Source organism: Nitratireductor mangrovi (genome assembly GCF_007922615.2).
In the GTDB taxonomy this organism is placed as follows: Bacteria; Pseudomonadota; Alphaproteobacteria; order Rhizobiales; family Rhizobiaceae; genus Mangrovimarina; species Mangrovimarina mangrovi.
Window position 1 is genome coordinate 117727 of sequence record NZ_CP042301.2, and the last position, 17104, is coordinate 134830.

The window sequence follows — 17104 nt, forward strand, 5'->3', positions numbered from 1 at the left end:
TTGCATCAATTGTCGATAAAGCAACAAAAGGTGAAACATGGACGCGAGCGCTCATCGACCCGTGGCGATTGCGGTGGCGCCGAATGGCGGCCGTCTGACGAAAGCCGACCACCCCGCGCTTCCCGTCGAGCCGAGCGAGCTTGCCGCCACGGCTTCCGCTTGCCGTGACGCCGGCGCTGCCATGATCCACCTGCATGTGCGCGACCGGGACGGTCGGCACCTGCTCGACGCTGAAGCCTACCGGCGGGCGACGGATGCGGTCCGCGCAGCGGTCGGCGACGAGCTGGTAGTCCAGATCACCAGCGAGGCGCTCGGCATCTATTCGCCGGCGGAGCAGATGGATGTGGTGCGGTCTGTCCGCCCCGAAGCGGTCTCGCTCGCGCTGCGCGAACTGGCGCCCGACGAAGCGGCAGAGGCCGAATTCGCCACGTTTCTGGCGTGGCTGTCGCAAGAACGCATCGTGCCGCAGATCATCCTCTACGAACCTGGGGAAGCGTGCCGGCTGGACGACATGGCCCGCCGCGGGGTCATACCTTTCGACAGTATTCCAGTCCTTTTTGTCCTTGGCCGTTACGTGCCAGGGCAGCAATCCGCCCCAGACGACGTGCTGCCATTCCTGGCACCGGACATGCCGCGTTTCGAGAGCTGGATGCTTTGCGCCTTCGGATTGCGCGAGACGGCATGCGTCACGGCTGCGGCGCTGCTTGGCGGTAACGCCCGCGTCGGCTTCGAGAACAATCTTTTTCTGCCGGACGGCCGTCGTGCCCCTGACAACGCGGCTTTGGTCGAGGCGACCGCGACCGCGATCGGCGCAAGTGGCCTGAGATCCGCCGTGGCTTCCGAGCTTCGCGAGGAATGGGCCGGCATGTTCTCCTAGCGCGTCGCGGCAAACCTAAGGTCGGATGCCGAAAGACGCATCAGCGAGGCCAGCATCAGCCTGGCACCAGCCAGGATCGCCTCCCAATCGGTCCATTCCTCCGGCGCATGACTGATGCCGCCGCGGCTCGGAACGAAGATCAGCGCCGAGGGGCACAGCGCCTGCATGGTCTGGGCATCGTGACCGGCGCCGGAGGCCATGCGCAGATGGCCGAGACCAAGCTTTTCGGCCTCCGCCGCCAGAAGATCGGCCAGCCTGACGTCGAGCAGGACCGGGGCGATCCGGCTGCGTTCGACCAACTCGTATCTGAGGCGGTTTCGCTTCGCGCCCTGCTCGATGGCGTCATCAATGGCGCGGGCAAGGCGTCGCATGACGGCTTCATCCGTGTCCCGAATGATGACGGAGAACGCAGCTTCGCCTGGGACCGTGTGCGGGAAATTCGGCTTGAGCTCGACCTTGCCGATCGTGATCCGCGACTGATCGGTGCCGGCTGCCGAAACGATATCGGGGATCGCGGCGGCAATGCCGGCCAGCCCGGCAAAGGCGTCGGCGCGCATCTCCATCGGCGTGGTGCCTGAGTGGTTGGCTGCGCCCGACAGCGTGACGCCCCTGTGAATGATGCCGGAGACGCTGTCGGCAATGCCGATCGGTACACTCGCCGCCTCGAGCACAGGGCCCTGCTCGACATGCAATTCGACGAAAGCGGTCACCATTCCCGGTTCGCGTCGTGCCGTTTCGGCGCGGAGCGGATCGAGACCCTGCGCGCGCATTGCATCGGGCAGGCGAACGCCATCGGCGTCGCTGGCGTTTGCGATCCATTCGGACGTCACCAGGCCCGCAATCGCCTGTGAGCCAAGCATGCCGCCGAAGCGACCTTCCTCCTCGCTGGTTGCGACGACCTCGATGGGGATCGCGGGCTCGATGCCGGCGTCGCGGATGGCAAGCACGCATTCGAGTGCGACCGCGACGCCGAGCGCGCCGTCATAGGCGCCGCCTTGCGGCACGGTATCGAGATGCGAGCCAGTCATGATGCAAGGCCCGTCTTGCGGACCCAGCCTGCCAAACAGGTTGCCGACCGCGTCCAGCCATGTCGCAAGGCCTTCAGACGTCATGCGGTCCTTCAGCCAGTGCCGAGCCGCCATGTCGGCATCAGAAAAGCCCGGCCGGCTATATCCGCCACTTGAGTCAACACCGAAGCTGTTGATGTCGCTCAGCAATTCGCGCAGCCGGCCGCTGTCGATCGCCGGGGCGGACCTGCCGTTCATGACTCAGCTTTCGTGTTCATATCCTGCATAAGCCTATTTATAATGATAAATTCTTGCAAAGTGCAATTTTATGGGGATTAATTACGCGTCACATTCGAGCCGAATGGAGCCAGCCCATGAAACGGACGATCGCTTCCGCGTTAGCGGCCCTTGCAATGTCATTGTCAGCGCCGGTCCTGGCGCAGACCCCACCCAACGTGCTCGTGGTCGGCCAGATCGCCGAGCCGAAATCACTCGACCCGGACGCCGTCACGGCGGTGAACGATTTCCGCATCGTCTTCAACATGTATGACGGGCTGGTGCGCTATAAGGACGGCACGCTCGAAGTCGAGCCGTCGCTGGCCGAGAGCTGGGACATTTCCGACGACGGAACGACCTATACGTTCCATCTGCGCGAGGGCGTGACGTTCCATGACGGTTCGCCTTTCAACGCCGACGCGGTGAAGTTCAACATCGACCGCATGATCGACGAAGATCATCCCTCGCATGACACAGGGCCGTTTCCGCTCGCCTTCTATTTCTCCGCCGTGGAGGAGGTGAAGGTGGTGGACGATCACACGGTCGAGTTCCAGCTCAAGGAGCCGTTTGCGCCGTTCCTGTCGAATCTTGCCTATACGCCCGGCCTGATGGTGTCACCGGCGGCGGTGAAGGAACACGGCAAGGATTTCGGCCGCAACCCGTCCGGGACCGGCGCCTACAAATTCGTCGAATGGCAGGACAACTCACGGGTGGTGGTCGAACGCAACCCGGACTACTGGGACGGCGCGCCACCGCTCGAGGCGGTCATCTATCGCCCGATCAACGATGCCAATACGCGCATCGCCGAGATGCTTTCGGGCGGACTCGACGTCATGGTCGAGGTACCGCCGGACAGTGTGGCGCAGTTCCGCGACGATCCCGGCTTTACCGTTCACGAGCAGGCGGGCCCGCATCTGTGGTTCCTGATCCTGAACCTGAAGGAAGGGCCTTTCGCCGACCAGAAGGTGCGCCAGGCGGCCAACTACGCCATCGACAAGACGGCGCTGGTCGAAAACATCCTCCAGGGCACTGCCGAAGTTGCTGCCGGACCGACACCGCCGGCCTTTGCCTGGGCGTATAACGAGACGCTTGAGCCCTATCCATACGATCCCGATAAGGCGAAGCAGCTTCTTGAGGAAGCCGGCTATGACAGCGAGGAACTGACCTTCTATGTCACCGAAGGGGGCTCGGGCATGCTCGATCCGATCGCCATGGGCACGGCCATCCAGGCCGACCTGAAGGCTGTCGGCATGACCGTCAACATCGAGACCTATGAATGGAACACCTTCCTAGGCAAGGTGAATCCCGGCTTGGAAGGCAAGGCCGACATGGCCGAGATGGCGTGGATGACCAACTCGCCCGACACGCTGCCGTTCCTGGCGCTGCGCACCGAGGCGTGGCCGGAAAAAGGCGGCTTCAACTCGGGCTACTATTCCAACGAGAAGGTCGACGAACTTCTGTCCGACGCGCGTACCTCGACCGACCAGGACGAGCGGGCGAAGCTCTACAAGGAGATGCAGGAGATCGTCTACGAGGACGCTCCCTGGGTGTTCGTCGCCAACTGGAAGCAGAACGCGGTAACCAGGGCCAGCGTCGAGGACTTCAAGCTACAGCCCTCGTTCTTCCTGATGCTGCAGGACGTGGCCAAGCCCTGACCTCAATGGGCTTCGGGCCCGGGCGGGCGTGAACCCCGCCCGGGCCTCTCCCCGGAACAAGCCCGGAGCCAGTTCATGGGACTCTACATCGCCAAGCGTCTGCTCGCCGCGATCCCGGTGCTTCTGGGCCTGTCGGTGATCGTCTTCCTGATCATGGCGATGATTCCGGGCGACCCGGCGACCGCGATCCTCGGCTCATACGCGACCCCGGAAAATGTCGCCCGGATCAATGAGGCGCTAGGTCTCGACAAGCCGCTTCCCCAGCAATACCTGATCTGGCTCGGCAATTTGCTGCAAGGTGATTTCGGGCGCTCCTATGCGCTCAACAAGCCGGTGCTCGACGAGGTGCTCGGGCGGTTCTCAGCCACGCTCATTCTCGCGGGAACGTCACTTTTGTTGTGCGCGGTGTTCGGTCTTCTCGCCGGTGTCGTCACGGCCGTGCGACAGTTTGGCTGGACCGACCGCATCGTCACCTTCTTCGTGCTGATCGGCATCTCGACGCCGTCCTTCTTCCTCGGTCTGCTCCTTATCCTTTTCTTCGCGGTCAAGATGCGGCTGTTCCCGGCGAGCGGCATGTTCGCCATCTATGGCGGCGGCGACCTGCCGGACCTCATCCACCATCTCGTCCTGCCGGCGGTCACCTTGGCCGTCGTGGCGACCGGCGTCATCGCGCGGCTTACACGCACCGCGATGCTGGAGGTGTTGCGCCAGGACTATATCCGCACCGCCCGAGCCAAGGGCCTGAGCGAGCGCCGCGTCATCTACCATCATGCCTTCAAGGCGGCTCTGGTCAGCGTCATCCCGGTCATCGGCATCCAGGCCGGCTTCGTGCTCGGCGGCGCGGTCTATATCGAGACCGTGTTCCAGTGGCCGGGCATTGGAGCGATGCTGGTGAACGCGATCTCGACGCGCGACATCCTGCTCGTCCAGGGCGGCGTGCTGGTGGTGGCGGCAAGCTATGTGCTGTTCAACCTGGCCGCCGACGTCGTGCAGTCGCTGCTCGATCCGAGGCTTCGGCGATGACGGCGACCGCCGAAGCGAAACCCGCAGTGCGGCGCGCCGGCGGGCGTCCCGACAGCGTCCAGCTGCTTCTCAACAACCGGCTCGCCACGGCCGGTCTGGTCATCCTCGTTCTGATGATCCTGCTGGCGCTCGCCGCGCCGTTCCTAGGGCTTGCCGATCCGGACGTGACGGCGCCGGCCAACCGCCTGCTGCGGCCACTTGCGGAGGGACATCTGCTTGGCACCGACGCGCTCGGCCGCGATATCCTCTCCCGTCTTGTCTGGGGGCTGCGCGTCAGCCTCGCAGTCGGCATTTCGGCCACGCTGATTGCCGCGCTGTTCGGGTCGATGATCGGGCTGGTGGCGGGTTATGCCGGCGGGCGGACCGACACGTTGCTGATGCGCGGGATCGATATGGTGATGGCGTTTCCCTACATCCTCCTGGCCCTCGCCATCGTTGCCGCGCTGGGGCCGGGCCTGCTCAACGCGCTCTATGCCATCGCCGTGGTCAACGTCCCGTTCTTTGCGCGCAACATTCGCGGCGTCACGCTTGGCCTGGCGCACCGCGAGTTCGTCGATGCGGCGAAGCTGTCGGGCAAGTCGAACATCCGCATCCTCGCGACCGAGATACTGCCCAACGTTCTTCCGGTGATCGTGGTGACGATGTCGACCACGATTGGCTGGATGATCCTGGAAACAGCCGGGCTGAGTTTCCTCGGCCTAGGCGCCCAGCCGCCTCAGGCCGATCTCGGCTCGATGCTCGGTGAGGGCCGCAAGATCCTGTTCACCGCGCCGCATGTCTCCATCATTCCCGGCATCGCGATCTTCCTGCTGGTGATGAGCATTAACCTTTTCGGCGACGGCGTGCGCGATGTTCTCGACCCGCGGCTCAAGTCTGGCGCACTCTCAAGACCGGTCGCGCGCACGGCGATTGCCAGGTCGGCAGACGGTGCGGGACCGGCCAAGGCAACTGCCGGCGACGTCCTGAAGCTTGCGGGGCTCGAGACGGAGTTCCGGATCGGCAAGACGGTGCACAGGGCCGTTGGTGGTGTCGACCTGAATATCGGCGAGGGCGAGTGCCTCGGCGTCGTCGGAGAATCCGGTTCGGGCAAGTCGGTCACAGCGATGTCGGTCATGCAACTGGTGCCGACGCCGCCCGGCCGTATCGCCGGCGGCAACATCCTGCTTGAAGGCGAGGACCTGCTGGCTGCGACCGACGCCCGCATCCGCTCCCTGCGCGGCGGCGCGGTGAGCCACGTTTTCCAGGACCCCTTGTCGACCCTGCATCCGCTCTTCACTGTCGGCGACCAGCTTGTCGAGGCGATCCGCGCGCATCAGTCGCTTTCAACGACCGAGGCGACGAGGAAGGCCGAGGAACTGCTGGCGCTGGTACGTATTCCCAACCCGGGCCAGCGGCTCTCGGCCTATCCTCACCAGCTTTCGGGCGGCATGCGCCAGCGCGTCTGCATAGCCATGGCGCTTGCAAACGATGCACGGCTGCTGATCGCCGACGAACCGACCACCGCCCTCGACGTCACGGTGCAGGCGCAGATCCTGGCGCTGATGAACCGGCTGCGCGGCTCAAGCGGTGCGTCGATCCTGTTCATCACCCATGATTTTGGCGTCGTCTCGGCGATCTGCGACCGTGTCGCCGTGATGTATGCCGGCCGCATCGTGGAGACCGGGCTGACCGAGGACATATTGTCCTCCCCCGCTCACCCTTATACGCGCAAGCTGATCGACTGCGTGCCGGTTCTGGGGCAACCCGGCCGACGTCTCGACGCGATCGAGGGCCTGCCGCCTGCCGTCAGCGATCTGCCGCCTGGCTGCGCGTTTGCCCCGCGCTGCCCGCGCGCCCGACCAGCATGCCGGGAGGGGGACATCGCGCTCGGATCGCAGGGCGAGGAACGTGCGGTGCGCTGCCTTTTCCCGCTTGCGCCCGGAGAAAGGGCCGAAGCCGATGCTTGATCGCCAGGCCCCCTTGCTCGATATCGACGATGTGGTGCGCCGCTTCGGCGGCGGGCGGACACTGTTTGGGGTGGACAAACTGGCGGTGCATGCCGTCCAGGGTGTCAGCCTCGAGGTGAGGCAGGGCGAGACGCTTGGCATCGTCGGCGAGTCCGGCTGCGGCAAGTCCACGCTGGCGCGCCTGCTGTGTGGTCTCGACGAGCCGACCGCCGGCGCGATCCGCTTCAAGGGCGAAAGCCTCGATTCGGCCAGCCGTGGCAAGGGCGGCTTGGCGCGCCGTATCCAGTATGTCTTCCAGGACCCCGTAGCCTCGCTCAACCCGCGCAAGACCATCCGCAACATCCTGGAAGCACCGCTTATTCACCTTCTCGGCATGAAGCGCGATGCGCGCGCGGCGCGACTGGCCGAATTGATGGACGCAGTCAATCTGCGCGCCGACTTTCTCGACCGCTACCCGCACGAGTTCTCCGGTGGGCAGGCCCAGCGTATCGGCATCGCCCGCGCGCTCGCCGCCGAACCGGAACTGATCGTGCTCGACGAGCCGGTTTCGGCTCTCGACGTTTCGGTTCAGGCGCAGGTGCTGAACATCCTCGACGATCTGAAAACCCGCTTCAGCCTGACCTACGTGTTCATCAGCCACGACCTGTCGGTGGTCGAAAGCGTCAGCGACCGCGTCGCAGTCATGTATTTCGGCCGCATCGCCGAACTTGGCCCGGCCGAGGACATCTTCCGCCAGCCGCGCCATCACTACACAAGGCTGCTGCTTGCGTCGGCGCCCGTACCCGGGCGAGTGCTGTCGGTTGCCGATACCGGCACGGACGAACTCCCCGACCCTTACGATCCCCCGGCGGGTTGCGCATTCCACGCACGCTGTCCGGCGGCCAAGGCCGACTGCCGTCAAAGCCAGCCGCCGCTGGAGCCGGCGCCCGGATCGCCCAGCCACGTCGCTGCTTGCTTCCACCCGGCTTCGATGTCAGGAGAAGTCAGAAAGGGGTGAGCCGGCAGGGCATGAAACCGGGCGAAAAACCAGTCGTGGCGATGCCGGCCGGGCGGCAGAAGCGGTCGGACCTGATCGCGGCGCATATCCGCGATCTGATCTCCCTGCAGGGCCTGAAGCCCGGCGACCGCATCCCGGCGGAATGGCTGGCGCGCGAGGAGATGCGTGCCTCCAGAGGCACGGTTCGCGAGGCGATGAAGTCGCTGGAGACGCAGGGCCTGATCAAGACGCGTACCGGCCCCGGTGGCGGCGCCTTCGTGACCGCGCTTTCCGGCGAACAGGCGATGGGTCTCCTGAGCAATCTGTTCCTGTTCAACCCGCCCGGCATCGCGGAGATATATGCGCTGCGAAAGCTGCTGGAGCCGTCGCTGGCGGCAAGCCTGGCCGGTCGCCTCGATGACAAGGCCTATGCGGACCTGCAGGCAACGATCCGACTTTACGAGAACGAGCCAACGACTGCGGAAGAGGAGTTCCGGCAACGTATTGCCGAGCTCGACTTCCAGTCCGTACTGGCCGGCTTCGCCGACAATCAGCTGCTGGGCTTTGTCTGCGTGTTCCTGCACACGCTGCTGCGTGACATGACCGTGTGTCGCGCAATCTACGCCAAGCCAAACCCGGAATTGCGCGAGACGGCGCTGAACTATCAAGTGCGGCTGATCCGCTTGCTCAAGGCTGGTGATGCCGAAGGCGCGCGCCGGCTCATGCAGGAGCATATGGAAGAGGCCGAGCGCTACATGCTGAGCCGGGCCGAAATACGCGGCAAACCGTAGGCGGCCGCTTTCCCTACTTCTGTCTATGCCTTTACGCAGCCCCGTGCGCGACGCCGAGATAGACCTCGGCGATCCGCGGATCGGCTGCGAGTTCGCTGGCCGGGCCCTGGAGGGTCACCTCTCCGAGTTCCATGACATAGGCGTGGTCGGCGATGGCGAGTGCGGCGCGCGCATTCTGCTCGACGAGCAGGACCGACACACCCTTGTCGCGAAGCTCAGAAACCGTGCGCAGGATGTCGCGCACGATCAGCGGCGCCAGGCCGAGGCTCGGCTCGTCGAGCATGAGCACGCTCGGTTTCGCCATCAGTGCGCGGCCCATGGCGAGCATTTGCCGCTCGCCGCCGGACAGGGTGCCGGCATCCTGACGTCTGCGTTCCTTGAGCCGGGGAAACAGTGCGAAAACGCCATCGAGCCGGTCGGCGATCTCACTGCGGCCGCGCCGGAAGGCGCCGAGCTCGAGATTCTCCTCCACGCTCATCGTCCCGAACAGGTCGCGCTGCTCGGGCACCAGGCTGATGCCGCGAGCGACGCGCTCCTCGGCGGGCACACGGGCGATGTCCTCGCCGTCGAAATTGATCTCGCCGGAGCCTGGGAGCAATCCCATGATCGCGGCAAGCAGCGTCGTCTTGCCTGCTCCGTTGGCGCCGATCACGGTGGCGATGCGACCGCGCTCGACGGCGAGCGACACGTTACGCACGGCCTCGACGCGGCCATAGCTGACCGACAGGCCATCGATCGAAAGCAGGGCTGTCATGCCGGGCTCCCGAGATATGCCTCGATGACGGCGGGATCGCTCTGGATCGCGGCGGGCGCGCCAGTGGCGATACGGGCTCCGAAATTCAGCACGACGATGTGGTCGGTCAGGCGCATCACGAAATCCATGTCGTGCTCGACCAGGAGCACGCTCATGCCTTCCTCGCGCAGCCCGCGGATGAGGTCGGCGAGTGCCTGCTTCTCCATGTGACGCAGGCCAGCCGCCGGTTCGTCGAGCAGGAGCAGACGTGGGTCGACGCAGAGTGCACGGGCGATCTCGGCCAGCCGCTGCTGGCCGAGCGCCAGCGTGCCGGCCGGCCGATGCATGACGTCGGCCAGTCCGACACGCTCGATCTGGCGGGCTGCCTCGCCGAAAATGTCGCGCTCCTCGGCGCGGTCGAGCTTGAGCATGCCGGCGACGAGCCCGGCGCTGCCGCGAAGATGGGCGCCGATGGCGACGTTTTCGAGCACGCTCATGGCAGGCGCGAGCTTGACGTGCTGGAAGGTGCGCGCGATGCGCCTTTCGGCGATTTTTTCGGGCCCCAGCCTGTCAATGCGTTCGCCGGCGAAGTGGATTTCGCCGCCCGACAACGGAAGGACGCCGGTCACCAGGTTGAAAGTCGTGCTCTTGCCAGCGCCGTTGGGACCGATCAGGCCGACGATCTCGGCGCGACCGACATCGAAGGAAACGTCGTCTACGGCGACGAGGCCGCCAAACTCCTTGCGCACCGAGCGGACCGACAGCAGCGTCTCGTCCTTGGCGTCGAAGCCGCGGCCGGTCAGGGTGCCGGCGGGATCGACGGCGCGCGCTTCGCCGCGGGCAACGCGCGCTGCGATCAGCGGCCAGATGCCCTCGCGAGCGCCCTGCAGCATGGCGATGAGGATGACGCCGAAGACGATGCCCTCGTAATTGCCGGTGTGGCCGAAGAACACGGGCAGCAGGTCCTGCAGGAAGTTCTTCGACACGACCACGATGCCGGCGCCGAGGATCGCGCCATAGATGTGGCCGGCGCCGCCGAGAACGGCCATCAGCAGATATTCGATGCCGGCGGAGAGGTTGAACACGCCGGGAGTGACGGCGCGCTGGAAGTGGGCGTAGAGCCAGCCGGAAAGGCCCGCCAGCACGGCGGCGTAGACGAAGACGGTGAGCTTGGCGCGCCAGACATTGACGCCGACCGATTCAGCAGCTGCCGCGCCGCTGCGCAGCGCCCGGATCGACCGGCCGACGCGCGAATCGAGCAGGTTTGCCGTCAACAGAATCGAGAGCAGCACGAAGCCCCAGACGATGAAGTAGAAGGCACGACTGTCCAGGAGATCGTAGCCGAACAGGCTGAGCGGCGGCACCGAGGAGATGCCGTCATAGGCGCCGAGCGCCTTCAGATTGCCGAACAGGTAATAGAAGCTTATGCCCCAGGCGATGGTGCCGAGCGGCAGGTAGTGTCCGGAAAGCCGCACCGTCACGAGCCCGATGAGGAGTGCCGCGGCAATGGTGACGGCCAGCGACACCGGCAGCGTCATCCATGGCGACCAGCCATAGGCTGTGGTGAGGAGCGCGCTGGCATAGGCGCCGAAGCCGACGAACGCTGCCTGTCCGAACGATGTCATGCCGCCGACGCCGGTCAGGAGCACCAGGCCGAGGGCGACAAGGCTGGCGAGGCCGACGAAGTCGAGGAGCGTGACCCAGAAATCGGGCACGAAGGGGAGCAGCGGGATTGCCAGCATGACGACGGCAAACACCAGAAAACGCGTCAGGGCAGGGCCGCTCACCTATTCCTCCTCGTCGCTGTGCTGCGAGGTCAGCGATCGCCACAGGAGCACCGGCACGATGGCGGCAAACACGATCACTTCCTTGAAGGCGCTGGCCCAGAAGGAGGAGAAGGCCTCCAGCAACCCGACCGCCATGGCGGCGGCGACCGCGGCGGGGTAGGCGGCCAGCCCGCCGATGATGGCGGCGACAAAACCCTTGAGCCCGATGATGAACCCGCTGTCGTAATAAAGTGTGGTCAGCGGCGCGACGAGCACAGCGGAGACGACGCCGATCGCCGCGGCCATGGCGAAGGCAATACGGCCGGAAAGCATGGTCGGGATGCCGACCAGCCGCGCGCCACGGCGGTTGATCGCCGATGCGCGGAGCGCCTTGCCGGTCAGGGTGCGGCCGAAGAACAGCGCCAGCCCTGCCAGCAGGGCAAGGGTTGCGCCGAGGACCAGAAGGCTCTGCGCGGTGACGAAGAACGGACCGATCTCGAACGACCCCGAAAGCACCGGCGAGGTGCGGTAGCCCTCGGCCCCGAACAGCACCAGCCCGAGCGCGGTCAGCGCCAGATGTGCGCCGACCGCGGCGATCAGCAGCACCAGCACCGAGGCGTCGGCGAGCGGCTGGAAGGCGACACGGTAGAGATAGGGGCCCATCGGCACGATGATGGCGACGCAAAGCAGGATGTTGACGAGGAGACCGAGCTTGAGCGGCGCCAGCACGAGGACGAGTACGGCGACGATCGCCGCCGGCGCGATGTTGCGCAGCGCCAGCTTGCCGGCCTTCAGCGTATCGCCTTCGCGAAGCGCCACGACCGCGTCCATCAGCGCCGCCATCGCCGCCAGCACGACCAGCAACCAGATCGCACCGGGCGTCCGGCCTGCCTCGAGGGCGGCCAGCGACAGCCCACCGAAAGTGACGAAGTCGCCCTGCGGCACCAGGATGACGCGTGTGACCGCGAAGACCAGCACCAGCGCGACGGCCAGCAACGCGTAGATGGCGCCGTTGATGACGCCGTCCTGGATCAGGAAGAGGGCGATCGTGCTGTCCAATGTCGGTCCGCCGTTCAGAAGGTCCGGGAAGAGAGGGTGAACGCGGCCATCTCAGTCGAGGCCGATCCACGCTGTGTCGTCGTCGCCCTGAAGGAGCCTAACCTCGTCGCTCCGCCGCGCCAAGACGGCGCGCTGGTTGATGTAGCCCTTGTCGGTGATCTCCCCGGCATCGACGGCTGGCATCGATGCCAGCAGGCGGGCCCGCGTCGCGAAGCGTGAACTGCCGCCGCCCTGGCTTTTCAGTTTCCTCAGGCCGGCTTTCACATGCGCGCGCACCGCCGCATGGTCGAGGACCGCCCGCGCCGGCGCGTCGTCTCCGAGGCCCGCAAGCTTGCGACAGACGGCAAGGTTCGGAAAGACGAGGAAGCCGACCTCGTTGGTATCGTGGCCGGTGACGACGATGTCCTGCGCGACCGGATCGAGCGCGGCGATACCTTGCACCCGGATATCGCCGACGCTGACCCAGGTGCCGGAGGTGAGTTTGAAATCCTCCGCCACCCGGCCGTCGAAGAAGAGCCCTGCTTCCGGCCGTTCGGGATCACTGAAGCGCACCGCGTCGCCGATACGGTAGTAACCTTCATCGTCGAACGCCTGCGCGGTCAGTTCCGGGTTGTTCAGATAGCCGGGCGTCACGTTCGGACCGCGTACGCGGATTTCCAGCTTGTCGGCGGAGGGCACGAGCTTCAGTTCCGTGCCGGGCACCGGAACACCGATATTGCCGCTGCGGTCGGCCTGGAAATGGCAATCGGTGGCGAGCGGCGCGGTCTCGGTCGAGCCCCAGGCGCTGACCATCGGCACCACAGCCCCGGTCGTCTCGCGCGACAACGTCTCCAGTGCGCTCCACAGGTTCTGCGGCAGAGCGGCGCCGGCATAGAAGATCAGCCGGGTGCGGGTGAAGAACTGGCGTCGCAGTTCCTCGTCGTCGCGCAGCGCAGCGACGAGCATGTCGAAGCCGCGCGGGACGTTGAAGCAGATGTCGGGTCCGACATCCTTCAGATTGGCGACGGTAATGTGGAAGAGATGCGGCGCCGGCTTGCCGCCATCGATGTACAGCGTACCGCCATTGCGCAGGACCATATTGAAATTGTGGTTGGCGCCGAAGGTATGGCTCCATGGCAGCCAGTCAAGAATGACCGGTGGCTCGGACTCAAGGAACGGCCATGTGAGAGCGCGGGCTTCCTGGCTGGCGGTCAGCATCCTTTGCGTGTTGATGACCGCTTTCGGCAAGCCGGTCGAGCCGGAGGTGAAGAGATAGCGCGCAACCGTGTCGGGGCCCACGGAGGAGAAGGCCGCATCGACGGCAGCCTCATCGGTTTCCGGAAGAAGTTCGGCGAACGGCAAGATGCCGTCGCCGGCATTGCGGCTCGCGACGACCAATCCGTCGTGATCGCCCGTGATCGCCGCCAGCGCCGGCGCGAACAGCGCGGCATCCGAGGCGTAGATCAGCCCGGGCGTCAGCAGCGCGATCATCGCGCGCAGCTTTTCGTGGTCGGACGACATCAGGGAATAGGCTGGCGAGATCGTTGCCACCGGAATGCCGGCATGCATCGCTCCGAGCGCCAGGACGGCGTGGTCGATTCCGTTGTCGGAAAGAATCGCCACCGGTCGCGCGGCCGAAAGGCCGCGCGCCAGCAGGGAGGATGCGACTGCACGAACCCTTTCGTGCGCTTCGCCATACGCAAGCTTCGTCCACGGCCCGGCCGGGTCGGCGCGCTCGGCCAGGAAGGTGCGCCCGGGCGCCTCCCTGGCCCACCGGACCAGCCATGCGCCGACAGAGCGCGCCGGCTCCGGCAGTGCTACCGGGCTCGACAGGATGAGCGTGCCGTCCGCGCGCCTTTCGGCATTCACGCGGGGTTCTGCAAACAGGGCAGGCATGTCGGCAACGCTCCTCCTCGCCGCAACCATCGGTGAGCGCCTATTCCATGTATTTCCAGGCGCCGTTTTCGACCCTCACCAGGACGCGGCTTCTCTCGTCGTGACCATAGTGGTCCTCGACAGTGGTGTTGAAGACGCCATGCACACCCACGACCTCTTCCATGTTTTCGAGCGCGTCGCGAAGCGCGGCCCGGAAAGCCTCGCTGCCCGGCTCGCCCTTTTCCATCGCCTTCGGCACGGTCGCCAGGATGATCTGGCCGGCATCATACATATGCCCGCCGAACGAGGACAGCGAACCCTCGCCGTGCGCCTCTTCGTAGACCTTGGTGTATTCGACGCCGAGCGCCTTGGAGGGGTGCGAATCCGGCAACTGAGCGGCCACGACCAGCGGACCGACCGGCAGGATCGTGCCTTCGGCGCTAGCACCCGCGACCCGAATGAAGTCGAGGCTGGCCGAGCCATGCGTGTGGTAGATCTGGCCCCGATAGCCGCGCTCGGCCAGCGCCAGGTTGGGCAGCGCCGCCGGCGTTCCGGAGGCAACGACCAGCACCGCGTCAGGACGCGCCGAGATCAGCTTCAGCACCTGGCCGGTCACGCTGGTGTCGTTGCGCGCGAAACGTTCGATAGGCTCCATCGTGATGCCGCTGCCTTCCAGCGCCTTGTTCATCACGTTGATCCACAATTCGCCGTAGCCGTCGGAATAGCCGATGAGGCCGAGCCTCTTCACGCCGCTTGCCTTCATGTGCTCGACGATGGCGTCGGCCATCTGACCGACGGGCTGCGGCGCGCGGAAAGTCCAGTGTTCGGATTCCGGAGGTAGGCCAACCGGCGCCAGCGCCACGACGGGTGTCTTGGTCTCAGCCGCCACGCCGGCCACGGCGATCGTGGTCGGTGTGGTGGACGAGCCGATGATCAGGTCCGCCTGCTGTTCCTCGATGCACTTGCGCACGTTCTTCACCGCCGCGGTAGGATCCGTTGCGTCGTCGAATGCGGTGTAGTTGAGCTTCTGGCCACCGGCCTCGGCCGGCAGCATCGGGATCGTATTGTTTTCGGGCACACCCAGCGAGGCCGCCGGGCCTGTGGCAGAAACGGTGATGCAGACCGATACGTCGGCGACCGCGGGCGTTGCGACGAGCAGGCCGGCGATGCCGGCTATGGCCGTCGTGTATTTCAGATGCTTCATCGGTATCCTCCCTTTCGCGTCGATATGGCGAGCCTCGCCGACGACTGGCTTCCGCGGTTGCACCGCAATGAGTTCAGCCTCCGGATTTGTGCATTGCACAATTCATACCATACGGAAGCGTATGCTGTTTTCTATGTATTTTCGTTATGTTGGCCGAACATAAGGTATGTGTCAATACGCTGTCGTATGGAGATTTCGGTTGCTTTTCCAGCGCGCCTTGTCGACAATCCGGTGATGTCGATCACGTCCGACCGCAACGAACCGAGCATTCGCCCCAGGGGCGCCGCCGCCAGCCGGCTAACCGAACGGGAATGGATAGACGCAGCGTTCCGACACATCGCCAAGGCCAACTTCGACGACATCCGCGTTGAGGAACTGGCACGCGAGATGGGCGTGACCAAGGGCAGCTTCTATTGGCATTTCCGCAACCGCCAACATCTGGTCGAACGCGTCCTGGAACACTGGATGGACCGGGCGACGATACAGGTCACGCGCTGGGCCCGTTCGGAGGAGGAAGGCGGCCTGGAGCGACTTGAGCGGCTGTTGTCGCTGCCGGCGAACACGCCGCCGGACAAGCGCGGCGCCGAGATCGAGCTCGCGGTGAGATCCTGGGCGCGCCGCGAGAAGCTGGCGGCCGACACGGTCAGGAAAGTCGACGAGGTACGTGCCGACTTTTTCCGCGAATTGATGGCCGACCTCGGCCTTGATGGCGAGGAAGCGGCAAAGCGAGCCGCGATTGCTCAATCCTTCATGCTCGGCGAGGCGCTGTTGCAGACCGGACGCACCAAGGCTGAGCGTCTCGCCACGGTGCGCGCCTGCGCCGAGATGATCGCGGCGCCGGCACGCCCGTGAAGGCTCGAAGGAGGAATTTCGATCGACACTGACGCCGGTCTTACGTGCCGTTGAGAACCCGTTCGATGTCGCGTACGAGCGCCACGATGGCCGGACCGTAGACGGTTTCCATCTTGTCACGGGTGAACTGGTGCGGCGGCCCGCCGCAGTTGAAGGCATAAACACCCGACCCGTCAGCGGTTACCAAAGGCACGCCGACGGCGTTGATGTCGGAACGCCAGTTTCCCTCCGAGGCGACGAAGCCGCGCTGTGGATAGCGTTCGATCGCGGCCTCGATCTGGGCCCGCAACGCCGGCCAATCGTCGCCATGGCGTTCGGCGAGACGGTCAAAGACCGCATCTCGCTCGGCGGGCTCCATTGCGGCGATCAGCGCCCAGCCCATCGCGGTCTTCGCCAGTGGCACGCGGGCGCCGATGTCGAGCTGGACGGTAAAGGTCGAGGAACCACGTGAAATGTCGACATAGAGCGCGCGGTTGCGGTCGAGCACGCCGAGCGCGATCGGGGCGGCGAGCCTGTCGGAGACTTCTTCCATCAGCGGACGCGCCACCTGGCGCACGCCGAGATTGGCAAGTGCGGAATAGCCGAGCGTGATCGCAGAAGGGGCGAGCTGATACTTGCCGATGCGCGGCACCTGCATCAGGTAGCCGAGTTGGCATAGCGTGTAGGTCAATCTGGTCACCGTCGGGCGCGGCAGGCCGGTACGTTCGGCAATCTCGTGATTGCCGAGAAAACCGTCACGGACGCGAAAGGCCCTGAGCACTTCGAGACCACGCGCCAACGACACGACGAACTTGCGGTCCTGACCGATCTGGACGTCCCCGATGCCATCGTCCTCGGCATCCTGGGGCGGTTTGCCCAACACGTTTGTCTTCTCCTTGTTGACATTGCGACAGGTGGATGCATAACAATTGCCAACAAAATGCGAAAGCAAATTTCGCAATGCGGAACGGGAGGAGTATCGACTTTGCCCTTGCCTGTGCAGGCGGGCGACGAGCCCGCATACCTCATCAACGGCAGGTCGGCTTCCAAAAGGCTCGTTCGGGCGATAGCGGCTGCCGGCCGGCCGGCGTTCGGGGGGATGCCGG

The 17104-nt window shown here is 65.2% G+C and carries 14 protein-coding genes; 7 read left to right on the forward strand and 7 right to left on the reverse strand.

Annotated features, from left to right (window positions below; translation table 11 throughout):
* Positions 1 to 37 precede the first annotated feature (37 nt).
* A complete protein-coding gene (locus tag FQ775_RS00550) occupies positions 38 to 877 on the forward strand; it encodes a beta-keto acid cleavage family enzyme (RefSeq protein ID WP_146298981.1) in 840 nt (279 codons plus the stop codon).
* On the opposite strand, the gene FQ775_RS00555 is transcribed toward FQ775_RS00550, so the two are convergent.
* Complete coding sequence (locus tag FQ775_RS00555; protein ID WP_146298982.1) at positions 874 to 2142, reverse strand: Zn-dependent hydrolase; 1269 nt, start codon at positions 2140 to 2142, stop codon at positions 874 to 876. The genes FQ775_RS00550 and FQ775_RS00555 overlap by 4 nt on opposite strands.
* Positions 2143 to 2258: 116 nt before the next feature.
* On the opposite strand from FQ775_RS00555, the gene FQ775_RS00560 reads away from it, so the two are divergent.
* The 5 genes from FQ775_RS00560 (at position 2259) to FQ775_RS00580 (ending at position 8551) form a co-directional block, all read left to right on the forward strand.
* On the forward strand, positions 2259 to 3815 hold the full coding sequence (locus FQ775_RS00560) for an ABC transporter substrate-binding protein (protein ID WP_146298983.1): 1557 nt from the start codon (positions 2259 to 2261) through the stop codon (positions 3813 to 3815).
* A gap of 75 nt (positions 3816 to 3890) precedes the next feature.
* A complete protein-coding gene (locus tag FQ775_RS00565) occupies positions 3891 to 4838 on the forward strand; it encodes an ABC transporter permease (RefSeq protein WP_146298984.1) in 948 nt (315 codons plus the stop codon).
* Positions 4835 to 6784 (forward strand): dipeptide/oligopeptide/nickel ABC transporter permease/ATP-binding protein, encoded by a 1950-nt coding sequence (locus FQ775_RS00570; protein WP_146298985.1) that lies wholly within the window; start codon positions 4835 to 4837, stop codon positions 6782 to 6784. The genes FQ775_RS00565 and FQ775_RS00570 overlap by 4 nt, the downstream gene beginning before the upstream one ends.
* Positions 6777 to 7781, forward strand: coding sequence for an ABC transporter ATP-binding protein (locus FQ775_RS00575; protein ID WP_146298986.1), 1005 nt, complete (start codon positions 6777 to 6779; stop codon positions 7779 to 7781). The genes FQ775_RS00570 and FQ775_RS00575 overlap by 8 nt, the downstream gene beginning before the upstream one ends.
* Before the next feature lie 11 nt (positions 7782 to 7792).
* Positions 7793 to 8551 carry a FadR/GntR family transcriptional regulator gene (locus FQ775_RS00580; protein ID WP_146301879.1) on the forward strand — a complete coding sequence of 253 codons (759 nt, stop codon included), beginning with the start codon at positions 7793 to 7795 and terminating at the stop codon, positions 8549 to 8551.
* 31 nt (positions 8552 to 8582) lie between these two features.
* Here the strand turns inward: FQ775_RS00580 and FQ775_RS00585 are convergent, their stop codons facing one another.
* The 5 genes from FQ775_RS00585 to FQ775_RS00605 are packed head-to-tail and all read right to left on the reverse strand — an operon-like array spanning position 8583 to position 15167.
* The gene (locus FQ775_RS00585) at positions 8583 to 9305 is read right to left on the reverse strand and encodes an ABC transporter ATP-binding protein (protein ID WP_146298987.1); all 723 of its coding nucleotides are present in this window, start codon (positions 9303 to 9305) and stop codon (positions 8583 to 8585) included.
* Positions 9302 to 11026 carry a branched-chain amino acid ABC transporter ATP-binding protein/permease gene (locus FQ775_RS00590; RefSeq protein ID WP_146301880.1) on the reverse strand — a complete coding sequence of 575 codons (1725 nt, stop codon included), beginning with the start codon at positions 11024 to 11026 and terminating at the stop codon, positions 9302 to 9304. Before FQ775_RS00590 ends, FQ775_RS00585 begins: the two co-directional genes overlap by 4 nt.
* Positions 11027 to 11071: 45 nt before the next feature.
* Positions 11072 to 12109, reverse strand: coding sequence for a branched-chain amino acid ABC transporter permease (locus tag FQ775_RS00595; RefSeq protein WP_146298988.1), 1038 nt, complete (start codon positions 12107 to 12109; stop codon positions 11072 to 11074).
* Positions 12110 to 12160: 51 nt separating this feature from the next.
* Positions 12161 to 14014, reverse strand: a complete 1854-nt coding sequence (locus FQ775_RS00600) for a feruloyl-CoA synthase (RefSeq protein ID WP_146298989.1) — start codon at positions 14012 to 14014, stop codon at positions 12161 to 12163.
* 10 nt (positions 14015 to 14024) lie between these two features.
* Positions 14025 to 15167: an ABC transporter substrate-binding protein gene (locus FQ775_RS00605; RefSeq protein WP_146298990.1), complete on the reverse strand. Its 1143-nt coding sequence runs from the start codon at positions 15165 to 15167 to the stop codon at positions 14025 to 14027.
* Positions 15168 to 15353: 186 nt separating this feature from the next.
* Between FQ775_RS00605 and FQ775_RS00610 the strand changes: the two genes are divergently transcribed.
* Entirely contained in the window at positions 15354 to 16019 is a 666-nt protein-coding gene (locus FQ775_RS00610; RefSeq protein ID WP_206064814.1) for a TetR/AcrR family transcriptional regulator, read from the forward strand.
* 40 nt (positions 16020 to 16059) lie between these two features.
* On the opposite strand, the gene FQ775_RS00615 is transcribed toward FQ775_RS00610, so the two are convergent.
* Positions 16060 to 16878, reverse strand: coding sequence for an IclR family transcriptional regulator (locus tag FQ775_RS00615; RefSeq protein WP_206064815.1), 819 nt, complete (start codon positions 16876 to 16878; stop codon positions 16060 to 16062).
* Between the last annotated feature and the right edge of the window lie 226 nt (positions 16879 to 17104).

Excerpts from the sequence above, each read along its gene's own strand:
- FQ775_RS00550 (WP_146298981.1), top strand. The coding sequence starts at position 38 with ATGGACGCGAGCGCTCATCGACCCGTGGCGATTGCGGTGGCGCCGAAT.
- FQ775_RS00555 (WP_146298982.1), bottom strand. The coding sequence starts at position 2,142 with ATGAACGGCAGGTCCGCCCCGGCGATCGACAGCGGCCGGCTGCGCGAA.
- FQ775_RS00560 (WP_146298983.1), top strand. The coding sequence starts at position 2,259 with ATGAAACGGACGATCGCTTCCGCGTTAGCGGCCCTTGCAATGTCATTG.
- FQ775_RS00565 (WP_146298984.1), top strand. The coding sequence starts at position 3,891 with ATGGGACTCTACATCGCCAAGCGTCTGCTCGCCGCGATCCCGGTGCTT.
- FQ775_RS00570 (WP_146298985.1), top strand. The coding sequence starts at position 4,835 with ATGACGGCGACCGCCGAAGCGAAACCCGCAGTGCGGCGCGCCGGCGGG.
- FQ775_RS00575 (WP_146298986.1), top strand. The coding sequence starts at position 6,777 with ATGCTTGATCGCCAGGCCCCCTTGCTCGATATCGACGATGTGGTGCGC.
- FQ775_RS00580 (WP_146301879.1), top strand. The coding sequence starts at position 7,793 with ATGAAACCGGGCGAAAAACCAGTCGTGGCGATGCCGGCCGGGCGGCAG.
- FQ775_RS00585 (WP_146298987.1), bottom strand. The coding sequence starts at position 9,305 with ATGACAGCCCTGCTTTCGATCGATGGCCTGTCGGTCAGCTATGGCCGC.
- FQ775_RS00590 (WP_146301880.1), bottom strand. The coding sequence starts at position 11,026 with ATGCTGGCAATCCCGCTGCTCCCCTTCGTGCCCGATTTCTGGGTCACG.
- FQ775_RS00600 (WP_146298989.1), bottom strand. The coding sequence starts at position 14,014 with ATGGTTGCGGCGAGGAGGAGCGTTGCCGACATGCCTGCCCTGTTTGCA.
- FQ775_RS00605 (WP_146298990.1), bottom strand. The coding sequence starts at position 15,167 with ATGAAGCATCTGAAATACACGACGGCCATAGCCGGCATCGCCGGCCTG.
- FQ775_RS00610 (WP_206064814.1), top strand. The coding sequence starts at position 15,354 with ATGGAGATTTCGGTTGCTTTTCCAGCGCGCCTTGTCGACAATCCGGTG.